Source organism: Asticcacaulis sp., assembly GCA_024707255.1.
In the GTDB taxonomy this organism is placed as follows: domain Bacteria; phylum Pseudomonadota; class Alphaproteobacteria; order Caulobacterales; family Caulobacteraceae; genus Asticcacaulis.
Window position 1 is genome coordinate 29259 of sequence record JANQAC010000002.1, and the last position, 15742, is coordinate 45000.

At 65.9% G+C, this 15742-nt stretch carries 13 protein-coding genes and 4 pseudogenes (1 of these 17 running past the window's edge); 14 read left to right on the forward strand and 3 right to left on the reverse strand.

The genetic code is table 11. The features are described 5' to 3' along the window. Nucleotides 1-117: 117 nt before the first annotated feature. Both prfA and NVV72_11500 read left to right on the forward strand, forming a co-directional pair. Nucleotides 118-1170 (forward strand): annotated as a pseudogene (prfA, locus tag NVV72_11495) (peptide chain release factor 1). A gap of 349 nt (nt 1171-1519) precedes the next feature. Further along, nucleotides 1520-1966 carry a methyltransferase domain-containing protein gene (locus NVV72_11500; protein ID MCR6659927.1) on the forward strand — a complete coding sequence of 149 codons (447 nt, stop codon included), beginning with the start codon at nt 1520-1522 and terminating at the stop codon, nt 1964-1966. 10 nt (nt 1967-1976) lie between these two features. Here the strand turns inward: NVV72_11500 and NVV72_11505 are convergent, their stop codons facing one another. Further along, nucleotides 1977-2279 (reverse strand): hypothetical protein, encoded by a 303-nt coding sequence (locus NVV72_11505; protein ID MCR6659928.1) that lies wholly within the window; start codon nt 2277-2279, stop codon nt 1977-1979. Nucleotides 2280-2568: 289 nt separating this feature from the next. On the opposite strand from NVV72_11505, the gene NVV72_11510 reads away from it, so the two are divergent. The 6 genes and pseudogenes from NVV72_11510 to NVV72_11535 all read left to right on the forward strand — a co-directional run bounded on the left by NVV72_11510 (nt 2569) and on the right by NVV72_11535 (nt 6109). Further along, nucleotides 2569-2745: a DUF4167 domain-containing protein gene (locus NVV72_11510; protein ID MCR6659929.1), complete on the forward strand. Its 177-nt coding sequence runs from the start codon at nt 2569-2571 to the stop codon at nt 2743-2745. 303 nt (nt 2746-3048) lie between these two features. After that, nucleotides 3049-3432, forward strand: coding sequence for a hypothetical protein (locus NVV72_11515; GenBank protein ID MCR6659930.1), 384 nt, complete (start codon nt 3049-3051; stop codon nt 3430-3432). A 194-nt stretch (nt 3433-3626) separates the two neighbouring features. Next, nucleotides 3627-3695, forward strand: a pseudogene (locus tag NVV72_11520) (hypothetical protein). 211 nt (nt 3696-3906) lie between these two features. After that, nucleotides 3907-4854 (forward strand): annotated as a pseudogene (locus NVV72_11525) (AAA family ATPase). A gap of 528 nt (nt 4855-5382) precedes the next feature. Continuing rightward, nucleotides 5383-5799, forward strand: a pseudogene (locus NVV72_11530) (AAA family ATPase). A 232-nt stretch (nt 5800-6031) separates the two neighbouring features. Beyond that, nucleotides 6032-6109, forward strand: coding sequence for a hypothetical protein (locus NVV72_11535; protein ID MCR6659931.1), 78 nt, complete (start codon nt 6032-6034; stop codon nt 6107-6109). 366 nt (nt 6110-6475) lie between these two features. Here the strand turns inward: NVV72_11535 and NVV72_11540 are convergent, their stop codons facing one another. After that, on the reverse strand, nt 6476-7072 hold the full coding sequence (locus NVV72_11540; GenBank protein MCR6659932.1) for an alpha/beta hydrolase: 597 nt from the start codon (nt 7070-7072) through the stop codon (nt 6476-6478). A gap of 2777 nt (nt 7073-9849) precedes the next feature. Here NVV72_11540 and NVV72_11545 point away from each other — a divergent pair. The 6 genes from NVV72_11545 to NVV72_11570 all read left to right on the forward strand — a co-directional run bounded on the left by NVV72_11545 (nt 9850) and on the right by NVV72_11570 (nt 14840). Beyond that, entirely contained in the window at nt 9850-10188 is a 339-nt protein-coding gene (locus NVV72_11545; protein ID MCR6659933.1) for a hypothetical protein, read from the forward strand. A 521-nt stretch (nt 10189-10709) separates the two neighbouring features. Next, the gene (locus NVV72_11550) at nt 10710-11570 is read left to right on the forward strand and encodes a hypothetical protein (protein ID MCR6659934.1); all 861 of its coding nucleotides are present in this window, start codon (nt 10710-10712) and stop codon (nt 11568-11570) included. 96 nt (nt 11571-11666) lie between these two features. After that, a complete protein-coding gene (locus tag NVV72_11555; protein ID MCR6659935.1) occupies nt 11667-11816 on the forward strand; it encodes a hypothetical protein in 150 nt (49 codons plus the stop codon). 1173 nt (nt 11817-12989) lie between these two features. Next, nucleotides 12990-13286, forward strand: a complete 297-nt coding sequence (locus NVV72_11560; GenBank protein MCR6659936.1) for a hypothetical protein — start codon at nt 12990-12992, stop codon at nt 13284-13286. Between the two features lie 435 nt (nt 13287-13721). After that, the gene (locus NVV72_11565) at nt 13722-13922 is read left to right on the forward strand and encodes a hypothetical protein (protein ID MCR6659937.1); all 201 of its coding nucleotides are present in this window, start codon (nt 13722-13724) and stop codon (nt 13920-13922) included. A gap of 228 nt (nt 13923-14150) precedes the next feature. Next, the gene (locus NVV72_11570) at nt 14151-14840 is read left to right on the forward strand and encodes an MFS transporter (protein MCR6659938.1); all 690 of its coding nucleotides are present in this window, start codon (nt 14151-14153) and stop codon (nt 14838-14840) included. Nucleotides 14841-15348: 508 nt separating this feature from the next. Here the strand turns inward: NVV72_11570 and NVV72_11575 are convergent. Next, nucleotides 15349-15742: the 3' portion of a M23 family metallopeptidase gene (locus NVV72_11575; GenBank protein ID MCR6659939.1), read on the reverse strand. It continues 185 nt past the right edge of the window; only the last 394 of its 579 coding nucleotides appear in the window; the start codon falls outside the window, past its right edge; its stop codon occupies nt 15349-15351.

Sequence of the window (15742 nt, forward strand, 5' to 3'; positions counted from 1 at the left end):
GAATCAGTATATACATGGCCTGATCGATCCTTACAAGTACCGATCCTGCGCTTCGTCCCGTTGAGCTTTTTCGCGATCTTCGATAAGGCGCGCGCATGATCTCTCCCCCGCGACCGGATGGACCAGCTCGTCAAGCGTTTCGACATGCTCGAAGCGCAGATGGCGGCCGGCCCCGACCCGGACGCCTATGTGAAGCTCGCTTCCGAATATTCCGAGCTGCAGGACATCGCCGGCAAGATCAGGGAGCTGTTCAAGGCTGAAGGCGAACTCGCCGATCTCGAGGCCATGCTCGCCGACAAGGGCACCGACGCCGAGATGCGCTCGCTTGCCGAAGCCGACCTGCCCGGCGTCGAGGCGCGCATCGACAGCCTGCGCCACGAGCTCCAGATCCTGCTCCCTGCCCAAGGACGCCGCCGACGAGAAGAACGCCATCCTCGAAATCCGCGCCGGCACCGGCGGCGACGAGGCGGCGCTCTTCGCCGGCGACCTCTTCCGCATGTACGAGCGCTACGCCGCCGCGCAGGGCTGGCGCATGGAGGTCGTGTCGGCCAGCGACGGCGACGCCGGGGGCTTCAAGGAAATCATCGCCAGCGTGTCGGGCAAGGGCGTCTTCGCCAAGCTGAAATTCGAGTCCGGGCGTGCACCGCGTGCAGCGCGTGCCGGCGACCGAGGCGGCGGGCCGCATCCACACCTCCGCCGCCACCGTGGCCGTCATGCCGGAGGCCGAGGAGGTCGACATCGAGATCAGGCCCGAGGACATCCGCATCGACACCACGCGGGCCTCGAGCGCCGGCGGCCAGCACGCCAACACCACCGAGACGGCGGTGCGCATCCTGCACATCCCGACCGGCATCATCGTGGTGCAGGCCGAAAAGTCGCAGCACCAGAACCGCGCGCGCGCCATGCAGGTGCTGCGCGCGCGCTCTACGATCTGGAGCGGTCGCGCGCCGACCAGGAGCGCTCCGACGCGCGCAAGCTGCAGGTCGGCTCCGGCGACCGTTCGGAGCGCATCCGCACCTACAATTTCCCGCAGGGGCGCGTCACCGACCACCGCATCAACCTGACGCTCTACAAGCTCGACCGGGTGATGCTGAGGGCGCGCTCGACGAGATCATCAACGCGCTCATCGCCGACCACCAGTCGAAGCTGCTCGCGGCCGAAAGCGCGTAGGGATGCGCGCACTCAGGCTTGATCCCGCCCCTCCACCACGCTGTCGCGTGGCCCCCCTCTCCCGTAAACGGAGGAGGATCCAGGTTGCGGACGGCGGCAGCGCCGGTTCCTCCCCTGCGAAGCGGGGGAGGGGGACCGCCCCCCGGGTCCGGCCGAAGGCCGGCCCGAGGACAGGCTCCGGCGGTGGAGGGGGCGGCGAATGCACCGCCCATGCAAACTTGAACCTGGGCGAACTTATCCGCGAAACGCGCCTCGCATTGGCCGGCGTACCCGACCCCGCGCGTGAGGCCCGCATCCTGGTCGAGCATTTCACCGGAACGACCCTACCGACGCTGTGTCCAAGCCGGACATGCCGATCGGCGCCGACGCGGTTGCCGCCATCCGCGCCGCCGTCGCCCGCCGCATTGCCGGCGAGCCGGTCCACCGCATCCTCGGCTTCCGCGAATTCTACGGGCTGCGACTCAGCCTTTCGCCCGAAACGCTGGAGCCGCGTCCCGACACCGAGACCCTGGTCGACGCCGTCCCGCCGCGCCTGCGCCAGAGACCTGCCGCAAGCGCGGGCGTCTGCCGCATCCTCGACCTCGGCACCGGCACCGGCGCGATCGCCCTGGCACTGCTCGCGCAAGTGCCTGAAGCCACAGCGCTCGGCGTCGACATTTCCGCCGATGCGCTCGCCACCGCCAGCCGCAATGCCGGCGAAAACGGCCTGCGAGCGCTTCCAGGCCCGTCCGCTCGGACTGGTTCGGACCATTTCCGGCGCCTTCCATGTAATTGTCGCAAACCCTCCCTATATTAAAACTGAAGAGCTAGCGGCCTTGCAGCGCGAGGTCAGGAATTTCGATCCGGCGAGAGCCCTTGATGGCGGCGCCGATGGGACGTCTGATGCGCCTGACAGAACGATAGCGGCACAGGCGAAGACATATCTCGAAGCGGCCGGAGTGGTCGCCGTGGAGATAGGACACACGCAGAGGCAGGACGTAACGCGGCTGTTCGAAGCTTCCGGATTTCACCTCGTCGAGGCGGGAAAGGATCTTGGAGGCCGGGACCGGGTGCTGGTTTTCGGGCGGGGATGACTGATTTCCTTGCCATAAAAAGCGCTTGGCAAGCATGGCGAATGCGGATAGGGTCCCGGCACCGGATGAGACGAAGCAGGCAGTGCTGTCACCAACCGGTTTCCAGATCGACAGTCTGCCTTCTTGCGGAAACGACGCTTTAGCTTCGTGCGGGGATCGTTCGGCAGTTAATACGTAACCGGAACGGAAAGAACGTGGCGCCGACGCAAACGCGGGCGAGCACCGTTAGGACAACATGGAACGGCGGCCCGCACCTGCGCCCCGTGTCCAGAGCTTTATAAAAACCCAAGAGAGTAGAATGAGGCCACAACAGCAGAACAGGCGCATGCGCGGCCGCAACGGTGGCGGCAACAACAACAATCAGAACCGCAGAGGCCCGAACCCCCTGACGCGCAACTACGAAAGCAACGGTCCGGATGTGAAGATCCGCGGCTCCGCGCAGCAGATCGCCGAAAATACGCCCAGCTCGCCCGCGACGCGCAGAGCTCCGGCGATCGGGTGATGGCCGAGAACTACCTGCAGCACGCCGAGCACTACAACCGCATCATCGCGGCAGCCCAGGCAGGCAGATGCCGATCCAGAACATGCAGAACCAGCGCGACCAGTCGGACGACGATCTCGACGACGAGCGCGACGAGTTCGACAATGTCGGCAACGTCGTCCAGGAACGTCGGACAGCCCAATCCGGGGCAGGGCGGCCAGCCCGGTCAGGGCCAATGGCGCCTATCAGGGCAATGCCGGCCAGAACGGCAACGACGAATATGCACAGCCGCAGCAGGCCGCGCCCGGTTCGGAGCCGCAGCCGGTGATCGACGGCATGCCGGCCGAGGTCGCGCTCAACCCCGAAGCAGTCGAGGGCAATCCCGCCCGCGAACGCCCCTTCAACGGCAACGGCCATGGCGGCGAGGCCCGCGAGGGGCGCCGCAACCGGCGTCCGCGTCGCGGCGAGCGTGCCCGCCCCGAGGTGAGCGACAGTGACGATGAGCCGGCTGCGGACGGGCTTGTTGCCACTCGTCGCGCGGCGCGCCTGTTTCGTCGAAGGAGCCAGCGCCGCAGGAGCCCGCCGACGACGCCCAGAAAGACGGCGACGCCGCGCTGGTCGACGCCGACAACCAGAGAAATCCACACGGTTTATGGATGGTTCGAGGCGGCGGGGGTCGAAAGATCCCCGCCGCTTTTTTGTTTTTGACCGGCATCAATGCGTCTTGCCCGAAATCGGGCGAGTATCCATATCAGGCTCAATGGGCCTGGCTCCTAATGAGCGGGTCCGTCAACTTTGCCTGACCGGTGCCGCCAAGCGGGCCGCTGACGGATTGGAGACACGATATGGATATCTTGAAAAATTCCGAGCGGGTGCGCGGGTTCATTCAGTCGGCGCAGACCATGGCGCTCTCCCGCAACCACCAGCAGTTCACCCCCGAACATCTTCTGAAGGTCCTGATCGACGACGAGGAAGGCCTCGCGGCCTCGCTGATCTCGCGCGCCGGCGGCGACGCCGAAGGCGCGCGCAGCTCGGCGTCGAGGCCGCGCTCGAACGCGCTGCCGCAAGGTCGAGGGCGGCAACGGCCAGCTCTACCTGGCGCAGCCGCTCGCCAAGGTCCTTTCCACCGCCGAGGAGCTGGCGAAGAAGGCCGGCGATTCGTTCGTCACGGTCGAGCGCCTGCTGCAGGCGCTCGCCATGGAGAAGTCGGCGAAGACCGCCGACATCCTGGCCAAGGCCGGCGTCACGCCGCAGGCGCTCAACCAGCCGCCATCAACGACCTGCGCAAGGGCCGCACCGCCGACACCGGCTTCCGCCGAGCAGGGCTATGACGCGCTGAAGAAATACGCGCGCGACCTCACCGCCGACGCCCGCGCCGGCAAGCTCGATCCGGTCATCGGCCGCGACGACGAGATCCGCCGCACCATCCAGGTGCTGTCGCGCCGCACCAAGAACAATCCGGTGCTGATCGGCGAGCCCGGCGTCGGCAAGACGGCCATCGCCGAAGGCCTGGCGCTGCGCATCGTCAACGGCGACGTGCCCGAATCGCTCAAGGACAAGCAGCTGATGGCGCTCGACATGGGCGCGCTGATCGCCGGCGCGAAATATCGCGGCGAGTTCGAGGAGCGGCTGAAGGCCGTGCTCTCCGAAGTCACCGCGGCCGCCGGCGGCATCATCCTGTTCATCGACGAGATGCACACGCTGGTCGGCGCCGGCAAGGCGGACGGCGCGATGGACGCCTCCAACCTGCTGAAGCCGGCGCTGGCGCGCGGCGAGCTGCACTGCGTCGGCGCCACCACGCTGGACGAGTACCGCAAGCATATCGAGAAGGACGCGGCCCTTGCCCGCCGCTTCCAGCCGGTCTTCGTCGAGGAGCCGACGGTCGAGGACACGATCTCGATCCTGCGCGGCCTGAAGGAGAAGTACGAGCAGCACCACAAGGTGCGCATCTCCGATTCGGCGCTGGTCTCGGCGGCGACGCTGTCGAACCGCTACATCACCGACCGCTTCCTGCCCGACAAGGCGATCGACCTGGTCGACGAGGCGGCCTCGCGGCTGCGGATGCAGGTCGATTCCAAGCCCGAGGCGCTGGACGAGGTCGACCGCCGGATCATGCAGCTCAAGATCGAGGCGCGAGGCGCTGAAGGTGGAGAAGGACGAGGCCTCGAAGGATCGGCTCGCCAGGCTCGAGAAGGAGCTCGCCGGCCTCGAGGAGGAGTCCGACGCGCTGACCGCCAAGTGGCAGGCCGAGAAGCAGAAGCTCGGCTGGCCGCCGACCTCAAGAAGCAGCTCGACGAGGCGCGCAACGAGCTGGCCATCGCCCAGCGCAAGGGCGAGTTCCAGCGGCCGGCGAGCTTGCCTATGGCAGCATCCCCGAGCTGGAGAAGAAGCTGACGGAGCGCCGAGGCGCAGGACGGCAAGGGCGGCATGGTCGAGGAGACGGTGGTCACGCCCGACCATGTCGCGCATGTCGTGTCGCGCTGGACCGGCATTCCGGTCGACAAGATGCTCGAAGGCGAGCGCGACAAGCTGCTGCGCATGGAAGACGAGATCGCCAAGCGCGTCGTCGGCCAGGGCGAGGCGGTGCAGGCCGTCTCCAAGGCCGTGCGGCGCGCGCGCGCCGGGCTGCAGGATCCCAACCGGCCGATCGGCTCGTTCATGTTCCTCGGCCCCACCGGCGTCGGCAAGACCGAGCTCACCAAGGCGCTCGCCGCGTTCCTGTTCGACGACGAGCACGCGATGGTGCGCATCGACATGAGCGAGTTCATGGAGAAGCACTCGGTCGCCCGCCTGATCGGCGCGCCTCCCGGCTATGTCGGCTACGAGGAGGGCGGCGCGCTGACCGAGGCGGTGCGGCGCCGGCCCTATCAGGTCGTGCTGTTCGACGAGATCGAGAAGGCGCATCCCGATGTGTTCAACGTGCTCCTGCAGGTGCTCGACGACGGCCGCCTGACCGACGGCCAGGGCCGCACGGTCGACTTCCGCAACACGCTGATCGTCATGACCTCGAACCTCGGCTCGGAGTATCTGGTCAACCTGACGGAGGGCGAGGACGCCGACGCGGTGCGCGGCGACGTGATGGACGTCGTGCGCGCCTCGTTCCGGCCGGAGTTCCTGAACCGCGTCGACGAGATCATCCTGTTCCACCGGCTGCGCCGGCAGGACATGGGCAAGATCGTCGAGATCCAGCTGAAGCGGCTGGAGAAGCTGCTGGCCGAGCGCAAGATCGCGCTCGACCTCGACCTCGCGGCGCGATCGACTGGCTGGCGAAGCCAAGGGCTACGACCCGGCCTACGGCGCGCGCCCGCTGAAGCGCGTCATGCAGAAGGAGCTGCAGGACCCGCTCGCCGAAAAAGATCCTCGGCGGCGACATCCTCGACGGTAAGGGTGAAGATCACCTGGGTGTGCGGGTGTGTTTTTTTGGGGGATGAAGGCTGTGGTGTGGCGGACGAGGGGAGGGGCGGGGGGGTGGCTCCCCTTTTTGGGGAGGGGGGGGGGGGCAGCGGGTGGGGGGGTGCCGCTGTCGGGGTTCCGGCGATCTGGGCAAGCCGGGCTTCGGGAGGTTAGAGGGGGTTAACTGGTCCGGATCGGGTTCGCATGTCGGGTACCTTGAGCTGGAGAAATGGGCGGAGCGCACGCCTATAGGCGAGCCCGGGCAGCAGGTCGCGCATCACCGCCAAGAAATTTATGTCGGAGCGCGGAACCGGCTCGTCCTGAGGGGGGGGAATGGCAATTAGTGCCCTCCAGTCCCTTATATTTCGGCCCCACCATCCTTAAAATTAAACCCCTCCATCGCGGACACGACGACATGCGCCGGCGCCGAACACATGCGCTCGAGCAGGCGCTCCTTGCGCACCGGGTCGTCGGTCGGAATGAAAAGCGTCGTGCTGACATAGTCGCGCATCACCTCTACGCGATCCGGCCCGGCGAGCCGCTTGCACAGGCCGCCCGCCGCCGTCCTCGCCGCCTGCGACCGCGCGACGGAGGAATCCAGCATGACAATCGCGCCCGGCATGTCGGGATAGCGCGCGGCGAGGTCGAAGGCGACGATGCCGCCCATGCTGTGCCCGACGATGACCGGTTTCCTCGGCCGAGCCTTTCGATGCACGCCGGGCGACGTCGTCGGCGAAAAGGCCGATCGTGTAGGCGACGTCGGGCGCATCGCTCTCGCCGTATGGCCGCGCAGGTCGGGCGCAACCACCCGGCGGCCGGCTTTCGCAAGATGCTCGGCCTGCGGCGCGAAGAAGCTGCGGTCGCAGCACCAGCCGTGCACCAGCACGACAGCCTCCCCGCCGCCTCCGCCGTCGAAGCAGGCGAGCTTCGTCCCGTCACGTTCGAGCGTCGTCATGTCCCCGATACCCCCGGTACCCCCCCGCGCAGGCTAGCCCATCCGGCCCCGAAGGGCTACCGCCCGGCGCCGCCCCGCCACGCGCCGAAGCGCGCCGCCCCCATGGCGATTGGCGTATCCTCTCCCCGGGCAGGGGAGAGCCCATCAGTGCCGGAGGCTACCGCGCGGCGTCGCACCGGCGCGCGCCGGAGCGTGGCGCGTCGCCCGAGCGATTGGCGTATCCTCTCCCCGGGCAGGGAGGTGGCTCGGTCCGAAGGAGCGAGACGGAGAGGAGGTGCTTCTCGACGCCCCGGCCAAGCCAATCCTGCTGAGCGGCAAGCGACGTCACAGGGCCTGGATAGTGGGTCCCGCCGCAGGAGGCCTGCTGGGGTCAACCGCAACAGGGTTGCGCCGCAAGCCTGCACGTATCGCTTTGCGTTATCGCCCTGACGAGCATGAGCCCCATCTGCCCCCGGCCCCATGCAACCCGATCCTCGTCATCGCCGTCCCTCCCGGCAAGAACTGGTCCAAGCAACAAAGACATCGGCCACCCACGCGAGCGGCGCCTCCGCTCAGGAGCCGCCGAGCTCAGGCGAACGAGACCTACTCCATCACCATCTGCTAGTTTTCACGGAAGGCAAGCTTTGCCGCGCCTCAACGTCCGCGCCATGCCCTTGCCACCGCCGCCGGCAAAGCGCCGCCAGCGCCAACCACCTCCTCATCCTGAGCTTGTCGAAGGAGAGGGGAGGTCGGCCGGCCTCAGCCGGCCGGGTGGGGTATCGGTGCCCACCGAGCGACGCCGTTGGCAATCAGGGTGAGGAGTTGAGCCTATCCGAGAACACCAAATGTCCCATCGCAAGGCGGGGGCATTTTTGCGCACAGATGCGGCTTAGGCTGAGTTTGTACTTGATTTGTTCCGATCCTGCAGGCAACATTCCAAGTTGACTTATCTCAGCGAGTCGGTTCAACCCTCTTTGTCAGCCGTGAGTGGTCATGCCCAATATCCGCACACGCCAAAAGCTCTCAGGAGCATACTTCACCCCTAACGATGTTACATCTGGGTTGCTCAATTGGGCGATCCACAGCGACAATGATCGTCTTCTCGATCCGTCATGCGGTGACGGCCAATTTATAGCCGGACATCGGAATTCTGTAGGCATCGAACAGGACGCCTACTCCGCACACAAAGCTATGGAACGTACCTTGGGCGTTGATCCACGAGGGTGACTTCTTGCGCTTGGGCTGCTGAGACTGAAGAGCGGTTCGATTGTGCGGCTGGTAATCCACCCTTCATTAGGTATCAGTCTTTCAGTGGCGACGCGCGTGCAAGAGCGGCAACTTTGTGTCGCCGCTTAGGTGCAGAGTTTTCCGGCCTCGCATCGTCGTGGGCTCCATTTCTCGTGGCAGCAGCAAGCCTACTGAAACTTGGCGGTAGAATGGCTTTTGTAGTGCCGGCGGAAATTGGCCATGCGCCCTATGCTAGGCCTTTGCTTGACTATCTTGTCGATCATTTCGGTATCGTCCACGTTGTCGCTATTAGAGAGAAGATTTTTCCACATTGTCCGAAGACTGTTGGCTACTCTACGCAGAAAATTTCGGGAGCAAGACAACCAGTATTCGCTTTACGATCTCCGATCGATTTGTGCCGAAGCCCTAAACCTCCCGCGTAACGAGATACATCTCGGTCAAGGAGCTCCGCACGCTTTGGAAAGGGGAGGCTCCGCCCTTTTTTGCTGAGGGATGAAGTCCGTGAAACCTACTTGGGGATTGGATCCCACAACGATACGCGCCGGCTCGGAGATGTGGCTTCAGTCGGAATCGGCTATGTCAGTGGCGCTAACGACTTCTTTTCATCTTAGGAAAAGCGAGGCGGAGGAATGGGGTATCACCAGCATTTCTTCTCGCAACAGTTCGTAACGGCCGGGTCCTTCGCCAGAGCACGGTAACCAAGACAATTGTCGCGAATATGGCTGGACAACGACGATCCGATCACTTTTGCTGCGTGTGCCCAGAGTCTCGACCTTCCATTGAGTGTTCGGCGCTATCTGGCGACTGATGCCGCGAAGCAGGCCAGTACCGCCTACAAATGCCGTACACGCGACCCTTGGTTCTCGGTGCCTGATGTTACCATCCCCGACTACTTCCTTTCATATATGGCAGGATGGCAACCCAGCCTTTTGTACGCAATGATGCTGGCTGCGCGTGCGAACTCGGTTCATGCTGTGCGTCTCAAGTCCAAGTTGGCTGCACGCTACTTGGAGCGATGGGATTCTAATGTTGTGCAATTCAGCGCCGAAATCGAGGGCCATCCTCTAGGCGGCGGCATGCCGAAACTTGAGCCACGTGAAGCGGCACAGATTATCCTGCCTGCGGACGGTCGTCAGTTCTCGCCCGTACTATTCGCAGAGGGGACTGACACGCTTAGAACGTGGAGACACCATGGCCCGTAAGGCGTCCGCTCCGAAATGCCAATGGATTCTGGAGGCGGATGCCTTCAAGGCTTTCGCGACCCACACTGGTAAGACGGAATCCGCCGGCCATATCCAGCCATTACACTGGTACGTGGCGTCCCGATTGGTGGTCGAAGGAGGATTTGATCCTGATTGGATCACCCCGCGACCACCATTCAAGATCGTATCTAAGGGTAGAGGAAGGAGCGACGTTACGTTCTCGAACATGCTCCCGGCGAGGCCATGGGAAATGAGGAGACTATCCTAGGTGGGCTCAAGACTAAGAATGTCGACGTCGTCGCAAGCATACCTGGCATTGGTCCAGTAGTAGCTGTCTCGTGCAAAGGCGTGACAAAGGCATTCCGCAATCTTACCAATCGTATGGAGGAGACAATAGGCGAGTGCACAAATTTGCACATCACCTATCCCGCAATGGTCGTTGGTTATTTTGTTGTTCTGCGTGCCAATCGGACATTGGAACATGCGTCGGAAGCTCCGGATCTCCAGGACGCTGATAATGCGGCTGCGGAGACGCCAGAATCTGCGAATGAAAATGATATTGACGAAGAGGATGAAGTCCCCGTAGCGGCCTATGGGAAAAAAGTGTCTAAGAACGACCTTGCCTTCGATGACGACGGCAGAGTGGTGGAAGGAATAGTTCGATTTCATGCAGCTTTGTCGAGATGACAGGCCGGCGTGGAATTCGTGATGAGATCAGCCGCTATGAAGCCATGACGACGGTTATGGTTGAGCCTCATGGAATAGAAGCAGGCAAGATTTATTCTGGCTTTCCGGAAAGAGTAAGCAGGCTTCATCTAGCCGGGTTCTTTTCGACTCTCTATCAACGCTATGAGGAACGCTTCGTCATTGGCGCTCCGTTGCTAAGCAAAAAAACGGCCCGTTATTTTTTGGGAGCCAACTTCTCCCGCCCTCGTGAATGCGACAGCAATTTTGGGAGCTCCACTAGACTATCAAGTGCGTTCTCTCGAATAGAAAGTCCACAACTACCAAAAGGCGAGCAGCGAACACGTGTTATGATACGAGGGCTGGTTCCCGCAGCTCTTGTACCATCGAAATTTTCTCTCGACTTCTCCCCACCTCTAAAGCCTCGCGCATAATCCACCTCACTGCCTGCCGGCGCCGGTTCATGAACCGGATGACGGGCGACGTCCTCGCGCAACAGGGGCCGACGAAGAAGGGAAATAGCAATGGACTGGACAGCGGCGATCGAGATGCAGCACGAGGCGCTGAAGCGCATCGTGGCCGCGCTCGCCGCCATGGCGGGGCTCACCGCCAATCCTCATCCCGAGGTGCGGGCCGATCCTGAGCCTGTCGAAGGCGGGCCTCGACGGACGCTGCCGCGCCATCTCCACCGCGCGATCCTTCGCCTGCTGCGCCCGGCCGAATCGGCGGCCCGGCGTCTCGCCATCGCACTGGCGCGCCGGCTGCCCGCGCCGCCGGCGGTGCGCCGCCACCCGGCCGGCCCGGCGAAATCCATCCAGTCTGGGGCGCGCGAGGCGTCGTCCATCTTCGTCCGCCACGGCGCCGGCACCGGCATCGTGCTCGAGGCCCGGCGCGCCGGTCCCGGCCCTTCTCGCCCATCTGGTTCCCGCCAGAGCGCGCGGCGCCCGCTCGCCTTCCCGCTGCTCGATCCACTGCCGCGCTGGCGTGTCCGCCCCCGCTGGCAGCCCGCCGCCGGCGTGCCGCGCATCGGCATGGCCGGCCTCGGCGAGCGCATCGCGATCCCGGCCCGGCGGCCGCCGCTGCCGGACGATCCGCTCGATGCCGGCCGCCTTGGCCGGCGGCTCGACGCGCTTTCCCGCGCGCGCTGGACGATCTGCCGGGGCTCGCCCGCCGCTTCCAGCGCTGGCAGGCGCGGCGCGACCGGGCGCTTGCCGCCGGCCCGCATCCACCGCGTCGCGCCGTTGCGCGGCGGCCGGCCGCCGGGCGGGCGTCTCGCGCGCTACGATCCGGACGCGCCGCGCCGGAAAAATATCCGCGACGTCGATGAGGTGCTGGCGCACGCCCACGCGCTGGCCCGCCACGCGCTCCGCCCCGACACGTCGTGACGCCTCCCGTGTCCGGGACTGCGAAGGAAGAAACAGCCAGGCCGGTGAAATTCCGCGGCGTGGCAACGATCCCCCATGTGTGCGAGAAAAGGAATGATGACCCGGACAGGAATACAACCGCTACGTGCGCCTCGCTGCCGCCCCGCTGTCGTGCAATGGGGCGGCGCGCATGTCTGGAAGGTCGGCGGCAAGGTTTTCGCCATCGGCGGCTGGCACGACGGAGTGGGGCTGATCGTCACCTTCTAAATGCTCGAAATGAGCTTCGATCTCCTGAAGGAGCGCCGGGCTGCCGGCCGGCGCCCTATCTTGCCTCGCGCGGCATGAGCTGATCCAGCGCATGGCGAGGCCTTGGACGATGCGGCGCTGAAGGACTATCTCGCCGAAAGCCACCGGCTCGTGGCGGCCAGGCTGCCGCGGCGCGTCGGGCTGGAGATCAGCTCCGTGAAGCCTGATCCGGCGCCGGAGGCCGCCACGCCCACGCCATTTCATGCCCCGTTCATGTTGCAACCAATAAACCGGGATCGACGTTGTTTCCATCGCGGTCTCATGGCCGTAGGGGAGTGGCGCCCGCCGGCGTATGCGGCGGATGATGGACGGAGAGGGGTGAGAACGTTGCACAGGATAATCGTGCTTTCGGCGTTCGCCGCCGCCCTTTCGGGCTTCGGCGCGCAGGCGCGGTCGCGCTCGACGGGCGAGGGCGCGCGCCCGCCCGGTTCATCCGGCCGCCGAAGGCATCGGCTTGCCCAGTATGGCGACGTCGAAATCTGCTACTTGACGAGTTCAAGCAGCGCGTCGTCGTCGACGCCTATACGGGCAGGTGATTTCCGTCGAGCGGCCGCGCCGCCGAACGGCGCCCTGGCGAGGCGATGCGCGAACGCCGCGACGCCATGCAGCCAGGAGCGCTGCCTCGACGATCCCGAGGACATGGAGCGCCTGCGCCGCGAGAAGCTGAGGGATGCAGGCAGCCATTCCCGCGCCGCCGGTCGACGACTACGAAGACTATTCGCGCCGCCGGGCTGCCCGACGGCGTGGAGGAATATCCGGACGCGCCGCGCCGCGCGACTTCCCGCGGCGAGCCGGACATCATCGCGCGCGAGCCGGCGCCTGGCCCGATCAGGCGCCGGCCGCTCGACAGTCCCGGCGTCGAACAGGACGCGCCTGATATCGCCGGGCGCCGGCCCCCGCTACGCCGCGCATCGTCGAGAGCGCCATCGATCTTCGCTGAAGCTCGGCGCGCGCGGAGGTCGCGGCGCTGCAAGGTCCTGCTCGACCGCGCGGCGCGTCTCCCGGCGTCATCGACGGGCGCTTCGGCTCCAATGTCGACAAGGCGCTCGCCGCCTATCGCGAGCTGACCGGCGACAATCTGAAGTCGACCGCCGCGAAGGCATCAGGAAGCGCGCTGGCCGGCCAGCGGCGGCGATGCCTTCGCCGACTACCAGCTCACGCCGGCGGATGCGGCCGGTCCCTTCGTCGCCTCCGGTGCCGGAGGATTATGGCGAGAAGGCCAAGCTCGAACGCCTGCGCTACACCTCGGTGACCGAGATGCTGGCCGAGCGCTTCCACATGGACGAGGCCTATCTCAAGGCGCTCAATCCGGGGCCAATTTCAGCCGCCCGTCGGCACCATCATCAGGGTCGCCAATTTCGGCCAGCTCGTCTCGACGCCGGTCGCGCGCATCGTCGCCGACAAGGGCAAGAAGCAGGTCCGCGCCTATGATGCCGGCGGCAAGCTGGTCGCCGCCTATCCGGCCACGATCGGCTCGTCCGACACGCCGTCGCCGACCGGCAGCCACTCGGTCTCCGCGTCGCGCTCGACCCCGAACTACACCTACAACCCGAAGATCAACTTCAAGCAGGGCGACAACTCCGAGGTCCTGACCATTCCGCCCGGGCCGAACGGGCCCGTCGGCTCGGTCTGGATCGCGCTCGACAAGCCGACCTACGGCATCCACGGCACGCCGGAGCCGTCGAAGATCGGCAAGACCGAGAGCCATGGCTGCGTGCGCCTCACCAACTGGGATGCGCGCGGGAACTGGCCAAGCTGGTGACGTCCGGGGTGGTGGTCGAGTTCGTCGAATAGCATCGGCGCTGGCCGCCTATCATCCCCGCCGTGGCGCGTTGCCCGGCGCGGGATTCCGCTTATTCCTGCGGCATGCGATCGCCCGCTGAAATCGACCGGAGCGCCGCGCCGCAGGCCGGCGGCGCTTCCAACGACACGTTCTGCCCGCCGGCGCAGCGGCGCTTCGTGCTCGTCGCGGCGATCCTCGCTTCGGCGCTCGGCTTCATCGACGGCTCGGTCGTGCTCGATCGCCATTCCCGCGATACGCAGCGACATCGGCGCGAGTTTCGCTGACGCGCAGTGGATCTCCAACGCCTATGGTGACGCTCTCCGCACTGATTCTCGCCGGCGGGGCTGCCGGCGATCAACTCGGCCTGCGCCGGACCTTCGTCGCCGGCATCGCGCTTTTCGTCATCACCTCGCTTGCCTGTGCGCTGGCGCCCGGGCCCGGCTCGTTGATCGCCGCGCGGGCCATGCAGGGCGTCGGCGCCGCCATCATGGTGCCGGGCAGCCTGGCCGATCATCGCAAAGGCCTATCCGAAGAAGGAGCGCGGTGGAGCGATCGGCATCTGGGCGGCTTCGTCGGCGCTCACCACCGCACTTGGACCTGTCATCGGCGGGCTGGCGCTCTCGACCTTCGGCGCAGGCGTCTGGCGGCTGATCTTCGCCATCAACCTGCCGCTCGGCGCGCTGGCTATCTACCTCCTGCTGTTCAAGGTCCCGGCGGACAGGCCGGCCGCGAAGCACGACCTCGATCTCGGCGGCGCGGCCATCGCGACCGCAGGTCTCGGCGCGCTGGCCTATGGCCTCACCGCGTTGTCGGACGAGGCCAGACCGGCCGCGCTGCCGTTGGGTTTCGCCGTGACGGGCATCCTCGTCTTTGCCGGCTTTCTGTTCTGGGAGCGTCGGCAACGCGAGCCGATGGTCGACCTCTCGCTGTTCCGTTCCGCTAGCGCTTTCTCCGGCGCCAACGCGGCGACCTTCTTCCTCTATTTCGCGCTCGCCGGAATCCTCTTCTACCTGCCGATGCTGCTGATCGCGGCCTGGGGCCACAGCGAAGCCGAGGCCGGCCTCATCTTCGTGCCGCTGTCGCTGGCGATGGCGGTGATGTCGGGACCGATCGGCAAGCTCTCCGACCGGATCAGGGCGCGGGGGCCGATCGCGGCGGGATGCGTCGTCGTCGCCGTCGCGTTCGCCGCGCGCTTGCCCTGATGCGGTGGGCTGCGGCTTCCGCGAGTTCTGGCTGGCGGTGTTTCCGCGATGGTGCTGATGGGGATCGGCATGGGCCTTGGTCGTGTCGCCGCTCTCGACGGCGGTGATGACGTCGGTGGCGGACGAGGAGACGGGCGCCGCCTCGGGAATCAACAACGCCGTCTCGCGCATCGCCGGACTGATCGCCGTCGCGTCGATGGGGGCGTCGCCGCTTCGTCTACGCCGCCGCGATGGGCGAGGCTTCCGGCGCGCCGGGCTTCGGCGGCGAACCGGCGAACCTTCCCGCCGATGTCGATGCCGTCAGGCTCGCCGCCAGTGACGCGGCCTTCGCCAGCGGTCGCCTGGGTGACGGCGGCGCTGTCGGCGCTTTCGGCCATCCCGGCGTCGCTGACCATCCCGGGACATGCGCGGCCGGCGAATCAGAATCAGCCTGACGCTCCTGCGCCCGGGGAGGCTGGGGTTCCTGCGCGCGGCTTCGGCGGAAAACGGCCCACCGCCATGAACGGCTCTACCCGCCGAGCTTGGCGTTGGCGCTGGCCACCTTCAGGGCGTCGCTGTCCTCTTCCTTGAGCAGTTCGTCGATGCGGGCGCGCTCGCGGTTGAAGGCCTCGAGTTCCTTGCCCTTCAGCACCTTGCCGACCGGCAGGCGCACGCGCATCGGGTCGACCTTGGTGTTGTTGACGATCAGCTCGTAGTGCAGATGCGCGCCGGTCGAGAGGCCGGTCGCGCCGACATAGCCGATCACCTGGCCCTGGCGCACGCGCACGCCCGGCTTGATGCCTTCGCCGATGCGGCTCTGGTGGTTGTAGGAGGTCTCGTAGCCGTTGGCGTGCTTGATGATCGTCTGCTTGCCGTAGCCGCCGGCCCAGCCCGCCTTCTCGACGACGCCGTTGCCGGCCGCC